The organism is Pseudomonas sp. DNDY-54 (assembly GCF_019880365.1).
In the GTDB taxonomy this organism is placed as follows: Bacteria; Pseudomonadota; Gammaproteobacteria; order Pseudomonadales; family Pseudomonadaceae; genus Stutzerimonas; species Stutzerimonas stutzeri_P.
Window position 1 is genome coordinate 4,192,336 of record NZ_CP082271.1, and the last position, 23,664, is coordinate 4,215,999.

Here is a 23,664-nt window from a genome sequence, read left to right on the forward strand (position 1 = left end):
CTGTTGAAACCAGAAAAGACGCTGGCACCTCAGCGCGCCAGCAATTGTTCCAGACGGTTGCCGACGCGCTCGGCACGGTCAGCCACGTCACCAATCCATTCGATGATCTTGTAGAGAAACATCACGTCTACTGGCGGCAATTCCTTTTCCAGCTTGAACAGCGCACGGCGTACCGTGATCTGCATGCGGTCGGTTTCACGCTCGATTTCCTCGAGCTCCTCGACCATCTTTTCGACCAGCGTGGCTTCGCGACCGGCAAAGCCGGTTTCCAGCAACGAGTCCAGTTCCTTGAGCGCCTTCAGCGCCTGGCAGCTGGCATCGACACTGCGCTGCACGAAGGCCAGCATTTCCGGCTGCAGCGCCGGTGGAATGGTCATGCAGCGGCCCAACATCAGGCCGGCGATGTCCTTGGCGCGGTTGGCAATTTTGTCCTGTACACTCAGCAGCTCCAGCAAATCCGAGCGCGGAACCGGCAAAAACAGGCTTTTGGGTAGATGCTGACGAACACTCTTCTTGAGCTTGTCGGCCTCGTTTTCCAGTCGAGCCATCTCTTTCTGGATCTGTTCGACCCGTTCCCAGTCTTCTGCTGTGATCGCCTGAAACAGCGGCACCAGGTTGGCGGCACATTCGTGAGACTTGGCCATGTGCTGTTGCATTGGCCCGATGGGCGAGCGTCCGAACAGGCTGACGAAAGGATTGATTGGCATAGGGAACACCCCGGCTTCTGAAGGCGGCAAGTATACGGATGCGCTCAAAGGGCCGCTACCAAGTGACGTAGGTCACACTCAAACATAGGCATCATCTCGGCACCATGCAGAAAGAAACCGAAATCAAACTTCGCGTCAGTCGCGAAACCCTGTTGGCGCTGCGCGACCATCCGCTACTAAAAAAACGCAACAAGAGCGGCTGGGAGCGGCATGAACTGTTCAACCAGTACTACGACACGCCCGAGCGCGAGCTTGCTCAAGCCAAGGTCGCGCTGCGCCTGCGCCGCGACGGCGACCAGTTCATCCAGACCCTGAAGAGCCGTGGCCAGAGCGTCGCCGGCCTTTCCGAACGCAACGAGTGGGACTGGTACCTGGACAAGGCCAAGCTGGATCTGAAGAAACTCGCAGACGAGTGCTGGCCGGCGAGCCTGGCCGAGCTGGACAAGAAGACCTTGAAGCCAATCTTTACCACCGACTTCGTCCGCGAAAAGGCCGAAATCGCCTGGGGCCGTGGCAAGGCCAAGGTGGTCATCGAAGCGGCCCTCGACCTGGGCAAGGTGGTGGTCGGCAAGCAGAGCGAGGACATCTGCGAGTTGGAGCTGGAACTGCGACAGGGCGAGCCCGTGGCGCTGCTGGAGCTGGCCGCCGAGCTCGCCGCTGATCTGCCGCTGATGCCCTGTGACATCAGCAAAGCAGAACGCGGTTATCGCCTGTATGACGCGGACAGCTACTCGCTGAGCCTGCCACCGCCACCACTCGACCCGGTCATGCCGTTGGACGACGCCTTCGCGGCCCTCGCCTGGCAGCTGCTCGGCAACAGCCAGCGGTTGGCAGAACAATACCGCTTCAATGGTCATTGGAAGCTGCTCGGCGAGTGGCTGCAGCAACTGGTGGAGTTGCGCGCCCTGCTCGGCAGCCTTGGCCAGGCGGCCCCGCGTGCGACCAGCCGTGAACTGCGCGAACAGCTCGATGCGCTGATCCAGGACTGGCGTCCGCGGATCGAAGCCGGCCAGGACGATGAAAACGCGCGTAAGGCTGCGCCCGACGCGTTTGCCGCCGAACTGGCCGCGCCGCGCTGGGGGCTTTTTTCGCTCAAGGCCTCGCTCTGGTTGCTGCAACGCGGCTGGACCGTCGGACGCAACAACCGTGGCAATCGCCAGGGTGCCGCCGAGCTGGGTAACTGGCTACCGCGCCTGCTCGGCGAAGAAGCTGAGGCGTTGCAGTTACTCCGCTATCAGCAGCAACCCGAAGACCTTGCTGAACAACGCCCGCGCATGGAGCGGCTGCTGGTCTGGCTGCACCTGGCTCGCACCACGCTGGAGTTGCCGGAAGCCGACCGTCTCTACGGCGAACTGGCGAAGCTCTATGAGCTGGCCGGGCAGCCGCTGACCGACGAGCTGCTCGATGCTCGGGTGGACCAGGCGCGCACGGTCTGGACGCTCAAGCCGTGGAAATTGCTGACCAAATAGCGGGCCGTGCCTGGCGTAGGGTGGGCGGGGCGGCGCTCCTGTCTATTGCATACCCCAACGCCCAGATATGCCTGCCTCACACACTGGTGGGCTGAAGCCCACCCTACTGAAGCTGGCGAACAAGCGACTGGGATGGCGCGGCGCGGCAAGGCGCGCCGCCACGGTTCGGCAATTACCGACGATCGGCAAAAGTGGAACCACTCAGGCAGACAGCGCGCTGATTTAACGGCAAGCTTGATCTTCGTTTCAGTCATGACCGAAGGACCCCATGTCCGTGTTGAATTCGCCTGCCCAGGATCGCTTTCTCGACCTCAATGACCTGCTGCGCGACCTGGTAGCGCAGGGCCGTTTATTGCAGGAAACCGCCGAGCAGTGCATGACCCTGCGGCGTAGTGCGGCGAATAGTCAGCAGCACCCGCTGGAGTTCCTCGGCGCGCAACAACTCGACGACCTGACGCGGCCGGGCAAGAAGCTGGATCTCGAAACCCTCACCGTCTGGCTTGCCGAACAGGCTGGACAACCCTACCTGCGTATCGATCCTTTGAAGATCAACGTGGCGGCGGTAACGCCGCTGATGTCCTACGCCTTCGCCCAGCGCCACAAGATTCTCGCGGTCGCGGTGGACAGCTCGGCCGTCACCATCGCCAGCAGCCAGCCCTTCGTGAAGAGCTGGGAAGCCAACCTCACCCACGTACTCAAGCGGCCGATCAAGCGTGTGGTGGCCAATCCGGTCGACCTGCAGCGTTTCACGGTGGAGTTCTATCGGCTGGCCAAGTCGGTCAGCGGCGCTACCGCCAATGATCAGAAGATCAGCGGAACCGGCAACTTCGAGCAGCTGCTCAACCTCGGCGCCAGCGACCAGGAGCCCGACGCCAACGACGCCCATGTGGTGAACATCGTTGACTGGCTGTTCCAGTACGCCTTCGATCAGCGTGCCAGCGACATCCACATCGAGCCGCGCCGCGAGCAGGGCAGCGTGCGTTTTCGCATCGACGGCGTGCTGCACAACGTCTATCAATTCCCGCCCCAGGTGGCGATGGCGGTGGTCAGCCGGCTCAAATCGCTCGGGCGCATGAACGTCGCCGAGAAGCGCAAACCGCAAGACGGTCGGGTCAAGACCAAAACGCCAGATGGCGGCGAGGTCGAGCTGCGCCTCTCGACCCTGCCGACCGCATTCGGCGAAAAGATGGTGATGCGGATCTTCGACCCGGAAGTGCTGCTCAAGGGCTTCGATCAGCTGGGCTTCTCCGCCGAGGACCTGCGCCGCTGGCAGACGATGACCGGCCAGCCCAACGGTATCATCCTGGTCACCGGGCCGACCGGCTCGGGCAAGACGACGACGCTTTACACCACGCTCAAGCAGCTGGCGACGCCGGAAGTGAACGTTTGCACCATCGAGGACCCGATCGAGATGATCGAGGGCGCCTTCAACCAGATGCAGGTGCAGCACAACATCGAGCTGACCTTCGCCAGCGGCGTGCGCGCCCTGATGCGGCAGGATCCGGACATCATCATGGTCGGCGAGATTCGCGATCTGGAAACCGCCGAAATGGCGATTCAGGCCGCGCTGACCGGCCACTTGGTGCTTTCGACCTTGCACACCAATGACGCCCCGAGCGCCATCACCCGTTTACTGGAGCTGGGTGTGCCGCATTACCTGCTGCGCGCAACGCTACTCGGCGTGATGGCTCAGCGGCTGGTGCGCACGCTGTGTCCCCACTGCAAGGCGCCGATCAAGCTGGACGCCGATGACTGGCAGGCGCTGACAAAACCCTGGAACGCCCCGCTGCCGAGCAATGCTCACCAGGCAGTCGGCTGCATCGAGTGCCGTGACACCGGCTATCGGGGCCGTGCCGGCGTCTACGAGATCATGCTGCTCAATGATGCGATCAAGCCACTGATTACCGCCGACACTGACCTCATCGCTTTACGCCGCCAGGCCTTCAAGGACGGCATGCACAGCCTGCGGCTCTCCGGCGCGCAAAAAATCGCCGCCGGGCTGACCACGCTGGAAGAAGTCCTGCGCGTAACACCGCAAAGTGAGCAAAAGTAGCGGAAAGTCAGGCGTAGGGTGGATGTCGCTTTTTACATCCACCTTGCTAATCAGCCAAGGCACTGACGGATTGAACCCACCCCAAACCCGGGCGATGCCGAACCTGATGTCGGCCGAGCCGAGTCAGCCCTGAGCCCTAGCCGCCCGATTTCGCTGCGACTAACGAGGCCACACGATTGGGCTCGCAATTCAGATAAGCCGAGGACTGCAGCCACGCCTGGTCCGGGTACCAGGAAAACATGAACTGCCCGCCTTTCAGACTATCGACCACCATGCGCGCCACTTCCGGGCGCACGGCTGGACAGCCCTGACTCCGGCCAATGCGGCCCTGCGTTTCGATCCAGGCGGGATTCACGTACTCGGCCGGATGAATCACAATGGCGCGCTCGCGGGCCAGGTCATTCACACCGGGCTCGAGGCCATCCATGCGCAGCGAATAGCCATGTTTGCCGCTGTAGCTCTCGGCGGTACGGAACAGGCCAATGCTCGACTGATGGCTGCCGAGCACATTGGAAAAGCGGGTCGCCAGGTTCTCGCCCGATTTCATGCCGTGCGCCACGAAGTCTTCCAGCAACAAGCGCCGCTGTCGCAGATCGAAAATCCAGAGGCGACGCTGCGAAGACGGCAGCGAAAAGTCGATCACGGCCAGCCGCTGCGCGGGATCGGCACCATTGTTGACCGCACATTGCATGGCCGCCACGGCATGCGTGAGCACATCGAGGTTCAGCGAAGGTGCGGCCGAGGACAGCTCATCCACCACCGGCTGATAGGACGGACCGGCCGCCAGAAGCGGCGTCGACAGAAACAGACCTGCCAGCAGACAAAGACGTCTAAATGAAACCATAAGCGTTGAACTACCTCATCGACGCCATAGCCGAACGTCCTGTGGTTGGCGCCTTTACGCGCCGCCGGGCGGGCGGCAGCGAAACAGGTCGAACGAAGGGCACAAAACTTCCCTCGTCGGCTGACAGAACGTTATCGTTGTGGCCCGTCAGGGCCTGGTTTTCCCAGAGTCCGCAGCGGATCAGCGGCGAAGTCTAGCAGTCGGTGGGATAGCCGGGAGTGAAGCGTTGTACAAAAAACAAGCACCTCGTCTGATAAACATGCTGTTGCTGGTGCCCATCCTGGCGATCGCACAGCCTGCCAACGACCCTCCCAACCCTATCCGCACCGCGCTGGAAACGCTGCCTAGCGCCTGCGCAGTCCCGCTCGCCAACGACCCGGTCGTCCGACAGCAACTCACCGAGCTCTACCATCGGCATCAGTTCACACCGCTATGGCGTTCCTACGCACAGCTCGACGCGCTGCAGGAACAACTCCAGGCGCTGGTTGACGATGGGCTGAACCCAGCCATTTACCACCCAGACGCCATTCGCCGGGCCGTCCAGACCTCGACGACCGACCCGCTGCATCGCGCGTGTGCCGATATTCTGGCCACCGCCTCCTACCTGGCGGCATTGCGTCACTTGGCGTACGGCCGATTGCCGCAGGATCACCTGGAGCCGGTCTGGCGCAGTCCGGGTGCCGCGGCGCCGCAACCGTTGGATGATCCGCTGCTGCAGATTGCAGACGAGGGCTTGGCACAGCTTAAGCACGCGCTCAACAAGGCCCGTCCTTCCCTGGAGCAATACCACAACTTGCGCAAGGCTCATGCCCGTTTGCGCGCCGAGCCGCCTTCGCAATGGCTACCGATCCCGCCAGGCGAAACCTTGCGCGTCGGTATGTCGGACCCGCGAGTTACGCCGCTGCGTCTTCGCCTGGCCAGCGACGGCTATCTGCTCAATGCCCCCGCACAGGGCAACATCGACACGCGCTTTAGCCAGGAGGTCGAGCAAGCGCTCAAGGCCTTTCAGCGCCAACATGGCCTCCAGCCTGACGGCGTCCTGGGCCTGGAAACCCTCGGCGCGCTGAACGTCACCTCAAGCCAACGCCTCAACCAGCTGAAAATCAATCTGGAGCGATTCCGCTGGCTGTCCAGGGATATCGAGCCACGCTCGCTGCTGGTCGACATCGCCGGCGGGCGGGTCATCTACTTCCGCGACAACCGACCGCAGTGGGAAGCGCGCGGTCAAGTCGGGCGCGACACGCGGCAAACACCCGCAATCAAATCGAACGTCACGCGCCTTACGCTCAACCCGACCTGGACCGTACCACCCACCATTCTGCGCGAAGACAAGTTGCCCAGAATTCGTGAAGACCTGAACTATCTGGCCGAGCAGAACATGCACGTGCTCGACTATCAGGGCAACGTGTTGGATCCGGCGCAGATCGACTGGAGCAACCCCGGCAACATCCTGCTGCGTCAGGCCGCGGGGCCGCACAACCCGCTGGGGCGACTGGTCATCCGCTTCGCCAACCCCTTCTCGATCTACCTGCATGACACGCCGAGCCAAGGCCTGTTCGCGCGTTCACAGCGGGCATTCAGCTCCGGCTGTGTGCGGGTCGAGTCGGTGATGCAACTGGCGAACCTGCTGCTGACGGAGCCCGAACGCGAGCGGTTCAACCGATTGCTCGCGACCGGCCGGACGCATGAGTTCGGTCTGGCCCAGCCGACACCGGTGCTCTTGGGGTATTGGACGGCAGAAGCGAACAGTGCGGGGCAGGCGCATTACCGCCCGGATATCTATCACCGCGACACTCAGCTGCTCGCCGCGCTGCAAGACACCGATCAGCACGATTTGCTGCGACGCACTACATTGAAGGAATCCAAACGGCATTAGCTGGGCGACTCGAGGGACAATCAGCGGGCCGGGACCAGACCAGAGGCACTGGCAGAGTGCCCGTAGACCGAGGTCTACTTGGCACGGAACCCAGGCCACGTATCGTTCGCAGCCGCTACAGATGACTGGTTACACACCGTACTTACCGATGCCGGAGCTTCGGCCGAGCGCATCCTCTTGCCGCCATGGATAGCCGAGCAAACGCTTTGAACGCCGAAGACATAGAGAACACAGGGATAAATGATCCACGAGCCGCACTGAGCCGCTACAGCGTCGTCGATACCGCGGCGGACGCGGCGTTCGACGATCTGGCACTGCTTGCGGCGGAGCTCTGCGGCTGTTCGAGTGCGGCCATTGTGTTTTTCGACGGAGACCATCAGCGGTTAAAGGCCTCCGTCAGTTTAGCGGGCGACCCCCTCGACATTGACCCAACGCTCCAGACGCGAGTAGTGGAAAGCTCACACGCGCAGGTCATCCACTATTTCGCTGATGGTACGGGCGCAGACAGTGCTAGCGGTTTTTATGCCGCCGCTGTGCTGACAGCGCCAGAAGGCTTGCCACTCGGCGCGCTTTGCGTCATGGACAACCACCCGCAGGCGTTGTCGGAGCGGCAGCAGGCTCATCTGATCGCACTCGCCCGCCAGGTAATGGCCTTGCTCGAAGCGCACAGCAAACCGCGCGAAACCAATCGCCAGGGTAACGGGGAGGACGGTCACGCGGCTTCGATTCGCGAAGCGGACGAACGCTACCGAGCGCTGGTTGATCTCAGCCCTCAGGTGATCTGGCAATGTGATGCCAGTGGCTCGCTGATCTTTTGTAATCGCTATTGGTGTGATTTCACCGGCTTGTCGCTGGCCGACTCGGCCGGCTGGGGCTGGCTGAACGCCGTTGCGCCCGATCACCGCGACGCGGTGCTGCACCAATGGAATACAGCGTTGAAAACCGGCAAGTCCGGCAGCTTCGAAGTCCCGCTGCTCGCCGCCGATGGTAGCCCGCGCTGGTTCCAGGGTTGCGGTGCGCCAGTCTACGACCGCGACGGGCGTTTGCTGCACTGGGTGTTGGTGGCGCAGGACATTGATGAGCGTCGCCGCGCCGAGACCGAGCGGCTCGAAAGCGAGGCGTTTACCCGCAGCTTGCTGGACTCGGCCAGCGAAGGCTTTTATTCCATCGACACCCACGGCTTCGTCACGCTGTGCAACGAGGCGTTCATCACGCTACTCGGCTTCTCCAGCCGGGACCAGGTGCTTGGCCGCCAACTGCACGACGTCATTCACCACAGCCACCCCGACGGTTCACCGTATCGCGTCGAGGAGTGTCCGATTCATCGCGCCGCCAGAAATGGCGAGCCTGCTCATGTCGAGCATGAGCTGTTTTTCCGTCTGGATGGCAGCCGCTTGCCGGTGGAGTACCGGGTGGCTCCGCTGTACCGGGACGGGGTATTGCAGGGCGCCATCTGTACTTTCACCGACATCAGCGAGCGCGCTCGCGGCGATGCACAACAAACCTATCTGCTGGAACTCAGCGATCACTTGCAGGAAACCGATCGCCGTATCGAGCTGACCGACATCATGCCCGAGCGGCTGGCTCAGCTGATGGGGGTCGACTGCATAGCCAGCGGTCGCCTCGACGAGCGCGATGAGCTGCTGATTGAGCATCAGTGGCCAACCCGCGCCGGGCGAAGGGATACGCACCCGCTGGGAAGTTCTGCGCGCACCCTGCGCCTGCGTTTGTCGCAGGGCCTGGTCGTGCCGTTCGAGGACCTGCTCGACGAAGCCGGCTGCCGCGACAATTGCGGCGCCCTGCATGACCGGCTTGGCTACCGCAGCTTGCTGTTGGCCCCATTGCTTGAACAGGCGGCCGACTGCGCCTTCCTGATGTTCGCCAGTGAAGACTCCCGGCCCTGGAGCCAGGCGGATATCTCGTTAGTACGCGAGCTGGCTGAGCGCGTCCGTTCCGCCGCCGATCGCGCGCGGGCGCGCAAGGCGTTGCTGGAAGCCGAACAGCGCGTCAGCCTGGCCAACGAAATCGCCGCGATTGGCGTCTGGGAATACGACTTCGAACGCAACACGCTGCATTGGGATGCGCAGCTGAAGATGCTCGCCGGCATCGCGCTAAACGAAACGGCGCTTTCCGTCGATGAGTTCCTCGCCCGCGTGCACGCGGACGACCGACGCATGTTGCTCACCGCGTTTCGCAGCGCCCTGGAGGGGCTCGGTGGCGGCGAGCTGAACCTGGACTATCGGATCTACGATGAAAAGGGGGACCGGTTCCGCTGGCTGACCAATCGTGGCCGTCGCCTGCTGGATGCCGACGGCAGGGTTCGACTGCTCGGAACCGCTCGGGAGACCACCGCCGAGCGCAACGCAGAGCTGAAGCTGCTGCGCATGAACGCCTTGCTCGAAGAGCAGATACAGGAGCGTCGAATAACCGAACAACGGCAGTCGGTGCTGATGGAGCTGGGCGATCTGCTACGAGGCCAACCGGACAGCATCGCCATCATCACGGCAGCCGTACGCGCCCTGGGCACTACGCTTAACGTGACTCGCGCCGCCTTCCTGACGGTCGACCCTGGCGGCCAGTACGCCACGGTCGAACGCTACTGGAGCGACGGCGCGCTGGGGGACTACCACGAGCGCATGTGCTTCGCCGATTACGGCGACTTCGTCTATGACCTGCAGAACGATGAGCTGGTCGTGGTCGATGACGTCCTGCATGACACCCGCACTGCCGCCCAAGCGTCGAGCCTGCGCCTGCGACGCGTCCAGAGCCTGGTATGCGTGCCGCTGCAGGAACAGGGGCGCCTGATCGCCGCCTTGATCCTGTTGCAGGACCGGCCGCGGCAATGGGCCGAAGAGGACATTTCCTTCGTTCGCGAAGTCGCTGACCGGGCCTGGACCGCCGATGAGCGGATGCGCGCTGAACGCGCATTGCGCGCCAGCGAGGAGCAGTTCCGCACCCTGGCCGACAACATGAGTCAGTTCGCCTGGATGGCTGACCCGTCGGGCCGGATCTACTGGTACAACAAGCGCTGGTACGACTACACCGGAACCACCTTCGAAGCCATGCGCGCCCTGGGTTGGCGGTCGGTGCATCACCCCGATCATCATGAGCGTGTCAGCGCCTCGATGAAGCGCGCCGTGGCGATCGGCTCGATCTGGGAAGAAACCTTCCCGCTACGCGGCAAAGACGGTCAGTACCGCTGGTTTCTGTCGCGCGCCGTGCCCATTCGTGACGACATCGGCCAAGTGACCCGCTGGTTCGGCACCAACACGGACATCACCGCTCAGGTCGCCGCTGAAGAAGCGTTGCGCGAGCTAAACGACAACCTCGAGCGCCGGGTCGCCGAGCGCACCCGTGAGCTGGCTGAAATCAACCATCTGCTGCACGTGGAAATGGGAGAGCGCGAGCGCGCGGAAGAAACCTTGCGTCACGCGCAGAAGATGGAAGCGATCGGCCAGCTCACCGGCGGTCTGGCCCACGACTTCAACAACATGCTGACCGGCGTGCTCGGCGCGCTCGATTTGATTCAGCGGCGGGTCGCCAGTGGCCGGGTAAATGACCTCAGCCGCTACGTCGACGCCGCGACCAGTTCCGCCAACCGCGCCGCCGCGCTGACTCACCGCCTGCTGGCCTTTGCCCGACGTCAGTCGCTGGACCCTCAGCCGGTGGACGTCAACCAACTGGTGCAGTCCATGGAAGACATGTTGCGCCGCACCATGGCCGAGCACATCGAATTCGACACCCGGCTGCAGCCGGAGCCTTGGCTGGCCTACACCGATGCACATCAGTTGGAAAACGCCTTGCTCAATCTGGTGATCAACGCGCGAGACGCCATGAGCGAGGGTGGCAAGCTGGTCATTCAGACCGGGTCCGTGCGGATCAACAGCGACCAACCCGACGCGCCCGAGCCAGGCGACTACGTCACGCTGAGCGTGGCCGACAATGGCTCTGGCATGCCGGCGGACGTCGTAGCCAAGGCGTTCGACCCATTCTTCACGACCAAGCCGATTGGTCAGGGCACCGGGCTGGGGCTGTCGATGGTCTATGGCTTCGTCAAACAGACTGGCGGCCATGTGCGCATCGACAGTACGCCCGGCCAGGGCACGCTGATCACCTTGTTCCTTCCGCGCAGCCAGGCGCAGTCAGAACACCCAGAGGCGCACCAGATAAGCCCACAAGCGGCACAGGGCGCCGAGGCCGACGAAACCGTGCTGGTGGTGGAAGATGAAGCGGCGGTCCGCATGCTGGTGGTCGAGGTGCTGCAGGAGCTGGGTTACAGCGTTCTCGAAGCGGTGGACGGCAACACGGCGCTGCCCTATCTGCAAGGCACGCAGCGTATCGATTTGCTGGTCAGCGACATTGGCCTGCCTGGCATTAATGGCCGCCAGTTGGCCGAGATCGCACGTGCGCATCGGCCGGAACTGCGCGTGCTGTTCATCACTGGCTACGCACCCAATGCCGAGGTTCGCGGTGACTTTCTCGCGCCTGGCATGGACATGCTGGCCAAGCCGTTCAGCATCGACATGCTGGGCGCCAAGGTTCGCCAACTGATCGAACGCAGCGAATAGCGGCCCAAGGAACTCTGCGGACCGCTGCGCACTCTCTAAAGGAGACCAAGCAGAGGCATCAATCATGCGCAGAACACTACTGGCGGCAATCACCCTGAGTTGTATCCCCGTGGGCGCGGCGATGGCGGACAGCGGCTTCGTCCGGCAGATTCTGTCCTCAGGCGCGACGACCGCCTCCACCTACATGACATTCCGCGACGACAAATTAGTCGCCGCAGCGCGCGAGGACGCCGGCAGTTTCGTGGCCAGCGATGGCGCCATCCGTGGCCCTTATCTGGAAGCGATGCTGCAAAAAGTGCGCAGCGAACAGCCCCAGTTGCAAGCCAGCGACATGCAGTTGGCGAACGCCATCCTCGCCGCCGAACTGCAATAGGCCACGAAGCTGGCCAGCCGATAGGTTGGCCGTAGTGCTCCGCGTGCAGCCCAACGGCGGGTTAGCCCGCCTCATGTCCAACCGCAGCATCCGGAGGAACCATGAAAAAAACCGCATCCGCCGTCTGGCAAGGTGATCTGAAAAGCGGCAAAGGCACCATCAGCACCGAAAGCGGCGCCCTGAAGGACAACCCCTACGGCTTCAACACCCGTTTCGAGGGCGCCCCGGGCACCAACCCCGAGGAACTGATTGGCGCGGCCCATGCGGGCTGTTTCTCGATGGCGCTGTCGATGATGCTTGGACAAGCCGGTCTGACCGCCGAACGCATCGAAACCAAGGCGGAAGTCACGCTGGACAAGGATGGCGAAGGGTTCTCTATCACCGCTATCGCGCTGACGCTGAACGCCAAGATTCCCGGCACCGATGACAATCAGTTCCAGGAAATCGCCAACAAGGCAAAGGAAGGCTGCCCGGTTTCAAAAGTTCTGAATGCCAAAATCAGCCTGAACGCGACGCTTGAAAGCTGATCTCTGAAGTAAACAAAAACGCCGCCCAAGGGCGGCGTTTTCGTTTCGCTGTGCTGAAATCAGCCGCGAATGTTGTAAATGTCTTTCTCGTTCAGCTCGGCGTATTCATACAAGCGGTTGAGGTAGGCACTTTGCTGTTCCCAAACCTTCGCCGCCACGGGATCTGCCGCCGCGGACGCATCAACCACTTCAGCCGCCACCTCCTTCAGCCGCGCCAGCACTTCGTCCGGCAGACGGCGCACTTCAACCCCCTGCTCGCGAAGCTGTTCCAACGCTTCCATGTTCTTGGCGTTGTAGTCGTCGAGCATATCGCCGTTAACCGCACGGGCGGCGGAACGGACGATGGCCTTCAGGTCATCTGGCAGGGTCTCCCAGGCCTTCAGGTTCACGTCCAGTTCGAAGGTGACGTTCGGCTCCTGCCAGCCCGGTGTGTAGTAGTACTTGGAGGCTTTGTGCAGGCCGAGCGCTAGGTCGTTGTAGGGGCCGATCCACTCGGTGGCGTCAATGGCACCGGTCTGCAGCGCCGTGAAGATCTCACCGGCCGGCATGTTGACCACGGTCCCGCCCATCTTGGTCAGCACTTCACCACCCAGGCCAGGCGTACGCATTTTCAGGCCGTTGAAGTCATCGACCGAATTGATTTCCTTGTTGAACCAGCCCGCGGTCTGCACGCCCGTTGCGCCACAGGCCATCGGCAGTACGCCGTAAGGCTTGTAGACCTCTTCCCACAGCTCCATGCCGCCGCCGCGGTGCAGCCAGGCGTTCATTTCCTGAGCATTGGGGCCGAACGGCAGGGCGCAGAAGAATTGCGCTGCCGGCACTTTGCCTTTCCAGTAGTACGGAGCGCCATGACCCATTTCCGCGGTACCGCGGGAGACCGCATCGAAGACTTCCAGTGCCGGCACCAACTCGCCTGCGGCGTACACCTTGACCGTTAAACGGCCATTGCTCATCTCGTTCACCAACTTGGCGAAATTTTCCGCACCGACCCCTACGCCCGGAAAGTTCTTCGGCCAGGAGGTGACCATCTTCCAGTTGAATTTCTCTGTGCTTGCGGTGCCTTCGGATTTAGCGGCTGTCTCGGCTTCCTTGTTGCAACCAGCCAGTGCGGTTGCGGCCAGGCCAACGCCTGCGGCGGCCAGAATTTGACGACGTTTCATGAGTCACTCCTTGTTGTTGTAATGCTGAATATCGGAACCCCGATGTCAGGTCGTTCTAGCTATCATATGGCTATCTTTCACTCAAGCACCGTGACTACGTACCGGAACTACGTACGTAGTACTGCCGGTTGCGACGCCGTCGCCCCGACGCCTAGAATCGCCGGCCGTCTGGGCCATAACAATAAAGGGATCTGCTATGTCGAAACACGCCCCTCCACTGCTCGGTCTCGCCAGGGGGATCGACGTAGTGAACGCTCGCTTTGGACAGGCCTGCGCCTGGCTCACCCTGTTTCTGGTCCTCGGCACCGCCGTGGTGGTTGTGCTGCGCTACGGTTTCGGCATCGGCGCAACCGCACTGCAGGAAGCTGTTCTCTACGCGCACGCGCTTGTATTCATGGGCGCGGCCGCCTGGGTTCTGCAGCGAAATGGCCACGTTCGCGTCGACATCTTCTACCAGCGATTCACCCCTCGCTACCAGGCCTTGGTCGAAGTACTTGGCACCCTTCTCTTTCTTCTGCCCGTTTGCCTGTTTCTCGGCTGGGCGAGCTGGGATTACGTCAGTAACTCCTGGGCAACCCTGGAAGGGTCCAGCGAATCGGGCGGCCTCAAGTTTGTTTACCTGCAGAAGAGCATCATCCTCGTGCTGGTTGTAGGTCTTGTGCTGCAGGGCGTTTCCGAAATCATCAAGGCCGCCTACACCATTGCCGGTCGCCTTCCCGAGCAGGAGGTGAAGCATGGCTGAGTTGATGGCGATACTGTTGTTTGTCTGCATCTGCCTGGCCCTGATGGCCGGGTACCCCGTAGCCTTCACCCTCGGTGGCGTTTCGCTGCTTTTCGCTGGCCTGGGCATCGTCACCGGCACCTTCGATGGCGGCTACCTGAGCGCGCTGCCTAACCGGTTGTTCGGCATCATGAACAACCAGACGATGCTGGCGGTGCCCTTGTTCGTGTTCATGGGCGTGATGCTGGAAAAGAGCCGGGTCGCTGAAGACCTGCTCGAGTCCATGTCGCGCCTGTTCGGCACCCTCCGCGGTGGCTTGGCCATCTCCGTGTGCGTGGTTGGCGCACTGCTTGCTGCCAGTACCGGCATCGTCGGTGCCACGGTCGTGACCATGGGGTTACTGGCGCTGCCAACAATGCTGCGCCGCGGATATGATCCGGCCATCTCCACCGGAACGCTCGCCGCCACCGGCACCCTGGGCCAGATCATTCCACCGTCGATCGTACTGGTATTGCTCGGCGACGTGATGTCCAGCGCCTACCAGCAAGCCCAGCTGAAAATGGGCATTTTCTCGCCCAAAACCGTCTCGGTAGGTGATCTGTTTGTCGGTGCACTCCTGCCCGGCCTGCTACTGGTCGGTCTGTACATCCTCTACATCATCGCCGTGGCGGTCCTCCAACCGAAGAAACTGCCTGCCCTCCCGCAGGAAGAACTCGGCCCGATCGAATGGGGCAAATTGATCAATGCGCTGGTCCCTCCGCTGTTGCTGATCAGCGCCGTGCTCGGCTCGATCCTGGCGGGTTATGCCACGCCGACCGAAGCGGCTGCCCTTGGTGCGCTGGGCGCAATGATCCTGGCGTTCTATAAAGGCAAACTGAACTTCGGCCAGTTGCGCGAAGTGGCCTATGGCACTACCGAAATCAGCGCCATGGTCTTTCTGATCCTCATCGGTGCATCGCTGTTCTCGCTGGTGTTCCGCGGGTTCGGCGGCGAAGCGCTGATCGAGGACGTGTTCGCTCAGTTGCCCGGCGGCGTCCTCGGTGCCTTCTTCCTGGTGATGGTGGTGATTTTCCTGCTGGGCTTTATCTTGGACTTCATCGAAATCACCTTCGTGGTGGTGCCGATAGTCGGTCCGGTGCTGTTGGCCATGGGGCTGGACCCGGTATGGCTCGGCGTGATGATCGCCCTGAACCTGCAGACGTCCTTCCTCACGCCGCCCTTCGGTTTCGCCCTGTTCTACCTACGCGGCGTGACACCGAAATCCGTGCCCACCAGCACCATTTACAAGGGCGTAATCCCCTTCATTCTGATCCAGATCCTGCTGCTGGTGATCGCCTACCAGTTCCCCGGCCTGGTCACCTGGCTGCCGGAGCAGGTATACGGCAAATAGGTTCAGCAGACGCCCGTTTCGACGGGCGTCTCGCTTTCCGGCGAGGGGTTTCAGCGCGATCATATGAGGCTGCAGCTACCCTAGCCGAGCCACCATGCCCATCCCGTCCGCCAGCTACTCACAACTAGCCGAACGTTTTCAGCAGCTCGATGCCTTTCTGCTGCAGCATCAGGCGCTGTGGCGACCCCGTCCGTTCACCCACCAGCATCTGGCCTGGGAAGCGGATCATCCGCAGCTGGCTCAATGGCTGCGCGGCCGCTCGCTGGAGCACGCCGAAGCGGCACACAACCATCCCGACCGTCTTAGGGCACCCGCTCCGTTTCCGCAGCTGGCCGCCCAAGCGACGGCGCTGAGTGTGGTTGACGAGCTGCCCACATCACCGAACCCAAGCACCGATGCCCGACAGTCTGTCGACGTACCCGGCCGGAAGTGGCAGCAAATCCAAGCATTCGGCTCGGCGCTACGCTTCAATCAACGTCCGCAGCATTGGCTCGACTGGTGCGCCGGCAAAGGCCATCTGGGACGGCAGTTGGCCAATCGCGGCGGCGGGCTGACCTGCCTCGAATGGGATCCGGCACTGGTCGCAGCCGGCACGCGCCTCAGCGAGCGGCTGGGCATCAACGCAGCGCATCATCAACAAGACGTGATGGAGGACGGCACGTTTGCATACCTCGACCCGACCGTCACCCCCGTGGCGCTGCACGCCTGCGGTGAGCTGCATGTTCGGCTGATCAATCTGGGGATCACGAGGGGTTGCCGCCAGTTGGCGATCGCCCCCTGCTGCTACAACCGCATCCAGGCCGACCGCTATCAACCCTTGTCTCAGCTCGCCGCAGCCTCGGCACTCGAGCTGTCCCGAGATGATCTTGGCCTGCCACTCAGCGAAACGGTCACAGCTGGCGCCCGCGAGCGACGGCAGCGCGACCACTCCATGGCCTGGCGCCTGGGCTTCGACCTGCTCCAGCGCGACCTACGCGGTGAAAACGACTACCTGCCAACCCCCTCGCTACCGAGCAGCTGGCTCAAGAAACGTTTCGAGGATTACTGCCGCGACCTGGCAGCGCTGAAAGGGCTACCCGACCCACCCGCGCTGGACTGGATCGCGCTTGAGCAACGCGGCTGGCAACGGCTGGCCGAAGTGCGCAACCTGGAACTGGTACGCGGCCTATTCCGGCGTCCGCTAGAAGTCTGGTTACTGCTCGACCGCGCCCTGCTGCTGGCCGAAAACGGTTACGCGGTACGCCTGGGCACATTCTGCGCAACCCAGTTGACCCCGCGAAATCTGATGCTGATTGCAGAGCTCGATCATCGCCGCGCAAACACATGAACGATGTCATGCAAACAACTGGCAACAAACAGTTTACTCGCGGCGAGCAATGGCTATAATGGCGCCCATCTTTTAGCCGGTATAGCTCAGCTGGTAGAGCAACTGACTTGTAATCAGTAGGTCCCGAGTTCGACTCTTGGTGCCGGCACCATACACCGCAAGACCTCAGGCCAACCTTCGGGTTGGCCTTTGTCGTTTCTGGGCCACGCTAAACACAAAATCAACACGCTAAGCGTTCTGCTTCGTCGCCTTCTTGGTTTTGGGGGATTTACCTGCGCTGCGCCTCTGCAGAAATTCTTCGATCAATTCGAGCGGAGGCACGCCAAGGGCTTCCGCAATTTCGATCAGCTCAACGACATCCACTCGACGTTCGCCGCGCTCGCATTTGGACACAAACGTCTGAGTATTCCCGAGTCGCTCGGCTAGGGTTATCTGGGAGACACCCAGCCGCTTCCTGACAGTCCGTAGGACGCCAAGCAGCAATTGATAATCGGGATTGTGGGTTGAACTCGTCATCGTGCAGTGACCAGAAGTTCACGGCACGGTAGAGTCCGATTCGGAATAGTCCAAAATCGACTATTCGCTAATCTCAACCACTCAAGGAAGGATGAATGATGCGACTCACAACGTTAGCTCTTGCCGCAGCCCTCGCCGTACCGATGTTTGCCTCTGCTGCACCAAGCCAAGCCCAGAAAGAATTCGTCAATTACCTGATCAAGAGCGGTGACGAGCCGAAGGTTAAGGACGCAACCTGGATGACCGACAGGAATTTATACGTAGGCGTTATTGATGACAGCACCAGGCGCGACGGCTTCGCTGACTATATCTGTATGGTCGCAGCTGACCACGGCCTCAAACCAGAAATGGTCAAGGTGATCGATGTGGTCAAGGTGGTTCGAACTGGCAAGTTTGAAGAGCTGGGCAAGGCTTATTGCAGATGACTCTGCTGTAGAGCCGACCCAGTGGTCCGTTAAGTCTCAGGTAGTAAGGGCACCAATCGGACGCCCTTGCTGCTGGTCTATCTATTACTCTCAATGTCTGAAACTGCCCTCGCCTGCGATGACCGTTCGTCGGGTGCGCACTGAAGCCGCTGCGATTCATTCTCATCTTATCTGTAAGCCTTTGAATTAAGGACACATGGCCTTTCGCCGTTACGGTACAAATGATGATATTCCGCATCTTTACATTCCCGGACAATCTCTCCCAAGCGCTGACGTGAGGGGGACGCCTCTCCACTAAACCCAAAAGCACTTTTATGATTTATGGAGAGACATCATGACCAATACCATCACTATCGCTGCCATTCGCAACCAGATCGTTTTGCTTGGAAAAGAGCTGGAGTTTGCCTCAGGCATTCGTGCAGTTGCCGCCGAGCAAAGGATGAAAGGTGGCGTAAGCGGCCCAGATATGCTGTTCGACCTGCTGGAAAAAACCATCTGCTCCGATCAGTTGTTCGAGTCTTATCACGACCCGCTTAACGGCGAGGAAGGCGACCTGGTACTTGGCGAAGGCGTTCCGTTCCCATCGTTAGAGGCCTATATCGCCCTGCATGCTCACTACGGCAAGGAGTGGCTGGCGCACGCCATGACTGATTACTGCGCTCACTTTGGCAGCGTTGAGCTCCGTAGCGACCCAGAGCAATTTGCTAAAGATTATTTGGAACGTTCTCGGGACAATCTCAACCACGCCGAGAAGCCAGCGCCTAAGGAATCCCCATTTGTGGTTTTCGGGCGTGAGTATGAATTGTTCAAAGGTCTACGGCCTTTGGCCTTGGCAGCCACGTTTCCAGAGAGCGGAGAGCCAATTGATTGCTTTGGCCGCATGGTAGACGAATGTATAGATCGTCTCGGCGACGATTACTTTCGGCAGGGTATCGAATCTGAAGACGCGTTCGTGGAATTGTTTAGCGTCTGCTTTGACCTGCACCAGCAGCACGGCTCGAGCGATTGGATTAAGCAAGGCTTGCTGGGTTACCTGGCCGAAGCGAAGGGCTTGAGCGATACGGATGCAGAGCAAGAGGCGGATCGGTTGATTCATGAATCGAACGAGTGGATCGCCTTACTGGACTCTATCGGCGCCCGCGGGGCGACGAAGCGGGCCGTGTACCTCACCGACCAGCTCATCAAGCATAAGCACCTGACCGACGATTACTGCCAACAGCTGGCTTCAGAATTGGTTTCAGCCGCTGCCTAACCATCAGTTAGGCGGCAACGCCTCCTAAACTGCTGAACCACAAGGCCTCCATCATGGAGGCCTTTTCGTTTATCACGACCGACGCAAATCTGGGTTCAGTTGCAGCCCTACGAAGAATCGCGAATACTTCCGAGGCTACTTCACCAGAAGGATTCGGGCGTGGAAAGAAATGCCGTGGTACTAGGGGTAAAGGCTCAAGCTGAATGGTGGCTTGAACAGCGCATCGCTAAGATTAGGGAAGAAAGGCATGACACTATGGAGGTTAACCCCTTCATGGCGCCCCTGATATCAGCACTGCATGGACATGAGGGGTTTCTTGAGCTAGCAGAGTTCTTGCTCGGCGGACATTTTTCAATTGGCCACGCCACCGGTTTCGGCAAACTTGTTGACGAAAAAATCCTGCCAAGGGTATTCGGGACCACGAAGCTGGATCGAGACGCAAGGCGGGCCGGACTTTTCAATAAGTCCTGTTTTGACAATATTGATCATGTGGTGCACAAGGGGGGCAAGCAAATTTTGCTGTCGCTCAAGGCCAGCAAGTGGACGATCCAGCTGGGCCAGGCTGTTGAGCTGAACAAATCTTTCAAAGATATACGGGATTTATTTGAGGCAGCAGAGCACCTTCACGAGCAAGTTGTAATTGCCACTTTCTATGGTCATGCGGACAGGCTTACCGATAAATACCGTTTGGTCCGCGGTATAAGCCGCGGAGCAAACCATGACGTGCACAATCTTGAGAATTACGTGACAGTGTTGGCTGGCAAAGAATTTTGGTCTTGGCTGGGTGACCATGAGGATACCCAGCTCTGGGTTATGGAAGGAATACAATCCGCAATCGAGGCCAAGCGCCAACCGCTGTTCGAAGCGCAGGCTTTGATGGCGGAATTCAAGAACTCATTCGCCCGCCGATACGCAGCATTCATCGATGAGACCGGCGTCATCGACTGGGTCAGAATTCTACAAGCCACGAACGGCTGACTTTAGACCAAGGGGAGCTGAGCCTGCTCCTCTACCTCAAAGTCGCCCTCTTCCTCAGGGTAGTAGCCGTGATCACCTGCAAGCGCCTGGCCGTTATGCCAGTATCTTTTCGTCCTAACATGTGATCGTAAGTGCTCTATCCCTGAAGGAATTTTTACACCAACGTCCGGATTGGCATCCCGACCCAACTCATCGATTCGCGTAAGCAAGTTATCGGCACATCGACCGGCCATTTCGCCGAGCCTTAACGGTACGGCGTTACCAATCTGCTTATATTTATCGGAGGTGCGGCCAGAAAACTTCCATTCGCTAGGGAATTCTTGGATTGCTGCGCATTCGCCCACGGTTAAAGCTCGAACATCGTCAGGGTGACACATGCTGGTTGAAGCGTGATTTGGCATCGTCACTACTGTGGGTGATGGGTAATCCCACGACAGGCGGCGCCAGGTAGCACTACGCCCTCCCTTTAGATACCAACTCTTGCCCATTGATTCTTTTTGAATTTCAACTGGGAGGCTGCGCCAATTGCCTCCGGGGGGCACCATTTTGAGATAGCCAAGTTTACGAGGGCTAAAATTCATAAGGCTGGGATCGGGATCAGTGAACTTCGGCCCAATGGCGTCCCTAAGGGTTTTGAATTGCTGGAGCTTATCAGCCGGACGGTTACTGTGAGTAGGCTGGGGAAAGGCTGCTTTCAGCCCGAACCTGTTACCAACCAGGATGAGGCGCTCCCGTATTTGAGGTGCTCCGTAGTTAACAGAATTAACTAGGAAACCATCAACTCGATACCCAATCTGTTCGAATTCCCGTATTAACTCGCGAACTAAGCTGCCTTTTTCTGCCATCCACGGCTCTGCTCCCTCGACATCGGAAACTAAGTTAGACGGAATAAGAGGCATAGAGTGGAGCCCACGGACGTTTTCCATGATGAATACTTTCGGCTGCAGTTCCTGCACCATCCGTAAGTATTCGAATAACATTTTCCCTCTGCCGTCATGGATTCCCTTTCGATTTCCATAAACACTAAAACTTTGGCATGGCGGTCCCCCGGCCAGGAGGTCAAGGGGCGCGCGCCCTAGCCCAGATAACTCGCGAACCTGCTCCCCGGTAATGTTTTCGACACTGCATGCTAGGACGGGAAGACTCGGTTTGTTGAGCCTGACCGTTTCCACCGCCATGCTGTCAATTTCATTGCACAGGATGGGCTCGAAACCCGCTTTTTCTAAGCCGAGGTCCAACCCCATGCCACCGCTAAACAATGATACGAATCGTCGCTTTTGCATAGATCTCGTCGGGAGTGTTCGTGGAGGAAAAACGGGAGATTATTACAGATCTGGGCTCGTAAGGCAGCGCTCCTAGACCGGCGAGACGACTTTCACACCTTGCAGCCACTCTGCTGACTCCTTCTCGTCCATATCGGCTGAGAAGGTCTTCTTCCGCTCAGGCACCTCGATACCCGCCTTTCGCATCTTGCTGGCGTACCACGCGATGGATTTGGAGGAGGCGGTGGCGCCAGAAATTTCGGCATTCACCATCGCTGCGATCAGCTTGTATGGATAGCCCATCGGGTCCATGAGGATCAGTCGGGCAAGCTCGCCCACGCCCCGCCCTCGCTTCTTCTTGGTTTCTGTTTGATCTTCCGGCGTCTCGGTGCGATCAGCCTGCGGTTCTATGTGCTCGTCGGGCACCTCAACGACCTCGCTCTGCCTGAAGGTTGTCAGATCGACACCTTGAGGCTCGGCTAGCTTGGTGATTCGCTCGATCAGTTTCGCTCGCGACGCGAACGTCTTCGGTCCGGCCTTCTTTTCGGCCAGGTTGTTGTAGATTTCCAGCAGCTCAGCGGATGTTTTTTGTCTCAGGTCCATGATGGTTCCTCATCGATTGAGCCTCCATCTTGTCGTGTCCCAGCGGAACAAGGAGCGGGTGCGCGCCCATTAAATATGCCTACTGATATCCAATCAGTCCGTCTCGGCGCGCAAGCCGCTGAAATGAAAAGAGGTGGCCGATTAAGGACACCTCTCAAGCACAGCCGAACAACATCAAGACCATGCGCGATGGGCTTCCGTCCAATGGAAGGACTCTGCTCGCTGCTTCACTTCTGGCGGGACATATAGGTCAAGTGCCCTGCAGTAGGGGAGCCCAACCAAGGCTGCCGCCTTGTCGAACTCCTCGGACCCGGGGCAGACGCCAACGGCTTTCGCGTGTACGCCAAGCGCCTGAATGACTCCACCTAAGGATGGCGAGCAAGCCAGACGGGCAATGGCGCATAGCGCCATGACCACTGGATGATTTGGTGAAAGAATCTCAGGCGTCATCATCCACCTCCAAGACCGAGCGGTCGATCTGGCGCTCGCGAAGAGCGAGGCTGACAGTGTTGATTGGGCTGGAGCGGCCACTGTCCCAGGCGCGGATAGCTACCAGGATGCCTTGCAGACGGTTCTCGCCGATCTTCAGGTACTCGGCCACCTTCTTGAAGTCTGGAAGATCCATCGCAGCAGCCAGCTGCTGAGCAGAAACAGGACGATCCTTGCTAGGCATCGAATCCAACTTGGACAGAACGGCGGCGGCTAGGGGTTCGTTCTTGGTCGATACAGCTACCTGCGCGAGATGCCCGAGCTCCGAAGGACCTGCATAAGCCAACTGCTGGAGATAGGCGGTGCGCTGAGCAGTGCCGAGAGCGGCACGGGTAAGGACTTTAACGGGACTGTCGTAGAAGGCTCGCTGCGCCACTAAAGCTGAGTGGGCAGGGCCTGCCGACTTGAGCAAGCCATCGAGCTCAGCTTGGGCGTTATCCTTGATGAGCCGAACGCTCGCCAAGGTTTCTTGCTCGGCAATGCGAGCCTTGTCGCCTGCGTCGATATTGGCTGATTTCCACCGATTGGCAATCTCTGCCTTCTTCGTAGCAACGTCTTTATTCAGTCGCTCGATGGCTTTCAGGGTGCGAGAGTGAATGGCTTCAAGATTGCCTGCCAGGTCGGAAATTTCGGCGGGGGACAGCAGCGGGGTATTGAGCAGTTCGATTTTCATGTTGGGTCTCCAAGACGGATACCCAGCTGGGGGTTGGGAAACCATTTTCCCGATTCGATAGCCACGCCAATGGACTATCCGCCTGTGAGACCAATGCTGTCGCGAGTGCCTGAACAAGCGAGCCAGCGTTTGCCCAGGCGTGTTCCGCTAATGGATAGATGCAGCCAAAGCATTGCGTAGCAGCGGGTTAGAAGTCGTCGTCATCTGATTGGTTGTTAGAGCTTCCAGTGACTGGAGGAAGACCTGCACCGCCGCAGTAGCTGCAACATCGAATCCGGCCAACAGCTTCAGTCCAGAACGGGCGCTCGCACTTCAGGCAAGAACGATACCCCACATACCTGATCACCTTGGGCGGAGAGCACAGAGGATCAACTACGGGCGTTTTAGCGGTTATGTCTCCATCGAACCGCCAGCGGCGGGGCTCTTTGATTGGCTTGGGTAATATTGAAGG

The 23,664-nt window shown here is 59.9% G+C and carries 19 protein-coding genes and 1 tRNA gene; 13 read left to right on the forward strand and 7 right to left on the reverse strand.

The window, feature by feature from the left end; translation table 11 throughout:
• Positions 1-29: 29 nt before the first annotated feature.
• Complete coding sequence (locus K4O48_RS19425; RefSeq protein WP_045423324.1) at positions 30-707, reverse strand: TIGR00153 family protein; 678 nt, start codon at positions 705-707, stop codon at positions 30-32.
• A gap of 104 nt (positions 708-811) precedes the next feature.
• Between K4O48_RS19425 and K4O48_RS19430 the strand changes: the two genes are divergently transcribed.
• Both K4O48_RS19430 and K4O48_RS19435 read left to right on the forward strand, forming a co-directional pair.
• Complete coding sequence (locus K4O48_RS19430) at positions 812-2,176, forward strand: inorganic triphosphatase (RefSeq protein WP_222909988.1); 1,365 nt, start codon at positions 812-814, stop codon at positions 2,174-2,176.
• A gap of 268 nt (positions 2,177-2,444) precedes the next feature.
• A complete protein-coding gene (locus tag K4O48_RS19435) occupies positions 2,445-4,229 on the forward strand; it encodes a GspE/PulE family protein (RefSeq protein ID WP_222909990.1) in 1,785 nt (594 codons plus the stop codon).
• A gap of 136 nt (positions 4,230-4,365) precedes the next feature.
• On the opposite strand, the gene K4O48_RS19440 is transcribed toward K4O48_RS19435, so the two are convergent.
• Positions 4,366-5,073, reverse strand: coding sequence for a murein L,D-transpeptidase catalytic domain family protein (locus tag K4O48_RS19440; protein WP_222909991.1), 708 nt, complete (start codon positions 5,071-5,073; stop codon positions 4,366-4,368).
• 226 nt (positions 5,074-5,299) lie between these two features.
• Here K4O48_RS19440 and K4O48_RS19445 point away from each other — a divergent pair, with 226 nt between their 5' ends.
• The 4 genes from K4O48_RS19445 (at position 5,300) to K4O48_RS19460 (ending at position 12,417) form a co-directional block, all read left to right on the forward strand.
• Positions 5,300-6,949, forward strand: a complete 1,650-nt coding sequence (locus K4O48_RS19445; protein WP_260523672.1) for a murein L,D-transpeptidase — start codon at positions 5,300-5,302, stop codon at positions 6,947-6,949.
• Positions 6,950-7,155: 206 nt separating this feature from the next.
• A complete protein-coding gene (locus K4O48_RS19450; RefSeq protein WP_260523673.1) occupies positions 7,156-11,517 on the forward strand; it encodes a PAS domain S-box protein in 4,362 nt (1,453 codons plus the stop codon).
• A gap of 64 nt (positions 11,518-11,581) precedes the next feature.
• Positions 11,582-11,890 carry a DUF2388 domain-containing protein gene (locus K4O48_RS19455; protein ID WP_222909995.1) on the forward strand — a complete coding sequence of 103 codons (309 nt, stop codon included), beginning with the start codon at positions 11,582-11,584 and terminating at the stop codon, positions 11,888-11,890.
• 101 nt (positions 11,891-11,991) lie between these two features.
• A complete protein-coding gene (locus K4O48_RS19460) occupies positions 11,992-12,417 on the forward strand; it encodes an OsmC family protein (RefSeq protein WP_222909997.1) in 426 nt (141 codons plus the stop codon).
• A 59-nt stretch (positions 12,418-12,476) separates the two neighbouring features.
• Here the strand turns inward: K4O48_RS19460 and K4O48_RS19465 are convergent, their stop codons facing one another.
• Positions 12,477-13,577, reverse strand: coding sequence for a TRAP transporter substrate-binding protein (locus K4O48_RS19465; RefSeq protein ID WP_222909999.1), 1,101 nt, complete (start codon positions 13,575-13,577; stop codon positions 12,477-12,479).
• 196 nt (positions 13,578-13,773) lie between these two features.
• Between K4O48_RS19465 and K4O48_RS19470 the strand changes: the two genes are divergently transcribed.
• The 4 genes from K4O48_RS19470 to K4O48_RS19485 all read left to right on the forward strand — a co-directional run bounded on the left by K4O48_RS19470 (position 13,774) and on the right by K4O48_RS19485 (position 17,166).
• Entirely contained in the window at positions 13,774-14,319 is a 546-nt protein-coding gene (locus tag K4O48_RS19470; protein ID WP_222910001.1) for a TRAP transporter small permease subunit, read from the forward strand.
• Positions 14,312-15,688, forward strand: a complete 1,377-nt coding sequence (locus K4O48_RS19475; protein WP_222910004.1) for a TRAP transporter large permease subunit — start codon at positions 14,312-14,314, stop codon at positions 15,686-15,688. The genes K4O48_RS19470 and K4O48_RS19475 overlap by 8 nt, the downstream gene beginning before the upstream one ends.
• 94 nt (positions 15,689-15,782) lie before the next feature.
• Positions 15,783-17,015, forward strand: coding sequence for a methyltransferase (locus K4O48_RS19480; protein ID WP_222910005.1), 1,233 nt, complete (start codon positions 15,783-15,785; stop codon positions 17,013-17,015).
• A gap of 75 nt (positions 17,016-17,090) precedes the next feature.
• A tRNA-Thr gene (locus tag K4O48_RS19485) sits at positions 17,091-17,166 on the forward strand.
• Between the two features lie 77 nt (positions 17,167-17,243).
• On the opposite strand, the gene K4O48_RS19490 is transcribed toward K4O48_RS19485, so the two are convergent.
• Positions 17,244-17,531: a helix-turn-helix domain-containing protein gene (locus K4O48_RS19490; protein WP_222910007.1), complete on the reverse strand. Its 288-nt coding sequence runs from the start codon at positions 17,529-17,531 to the stop codon at positions 17,244-17,246.
• 95 nt (positions 17,532-17,626) lie between these two features.
• Between K4O48_RS19490 and K4O48_RS19495 the strand changes: the two genes are divergently transcribed.
• The 3 genes from K4O48_RS19495 to K4O48_RS19505 all read left to right on the forward strand — a co-directional run bounded on the left by K4O48_RS19495 (position 17,627) and on the right by K4O48_RS19505 (position 20,186).
• On the forward strand, positions 17,627-17,956 hold the full coding sequence (locus K4O48_RS19495; RefSeq protein ID WP_222910009.1) for a hypothetical protein: 330 nt from the start codon (positions 17,627-17,629) through the stop codon (positions 17,954-17,956).
• Between the two features lie 334 nt (positions 17,957-18,290).
• On the forward strand, positions 18,291-19,208 hold the full coding sequence (locus tag K4O48_RS19500; protein WP_222910011.1) for a hypothetical protein: 918 nt from the start codon (positions 18,291-18,293) through the stop codon (positions 19,206-19,208).
• Positions 19,209-19,367: 159 nt separating this feature from the next.
• The gene (locus K4O48_RS19505; RefSeq protein ID WP_222910013.1) at positions 19,368-20,186 is read left to right on the forward strand and encodes a hypothetical protein; all 819 of its coding nucleotides are present in this window, start codon (positions 19,368-19,370) and stop codon (positions 20,184-20,186) included.
• Positions 20,187-20,188: 2 nt separating this feature from the next.
• Here the strand turns inward: K4O48_RS19505 and K4O48_RS19510 are convergent, their stop codons facing one another.
• The 3 genes from K4O48_RS19510 to K4O48_RS19520 all read right to left on the reverse strand — a co-directional run bounded on the left by K4O48_RS19510 (position 20,189) and on the right by K4O48_RS19520 (position 23,213).
• On the reverse strand, positions 20,189-21,469 hold the full coding sequence (locus K4O48_RS19510) for a DNA cytosine methyltransferase (protein WP_222910015.1): 1,281 nt from the start codon (positions 21,467-21,469) through the stop codon (positions 20,189-20,191).
• Between the two features lie 72 nt (positions 21,470-21,541).
• Positions 21,542-22,051, reverse strand: coding sequence for a hypothetical protein (locus tag K4O48_RS19515; RefSeq protein ID WP_222910017.1), 510 nt, complete (start codon positions 22,049-22,051; stop codon positions 21,542-21,544).
• A gap of 439 nt (positions 22,052-22,490) precedes the next feature.
• Positions 22,491-23,213, reverse strand: a complete 723-nt coding sequence (locus tag K4O48_RS19520) for a hypothetical protein (RefSeq protein ID WP_222910019.1) — start codon at positions 23,211-23,213, stop codon at positions 22,491-22,493.
• Positions 23,214-23,664 lie beyond the last annotated feature (451 nt).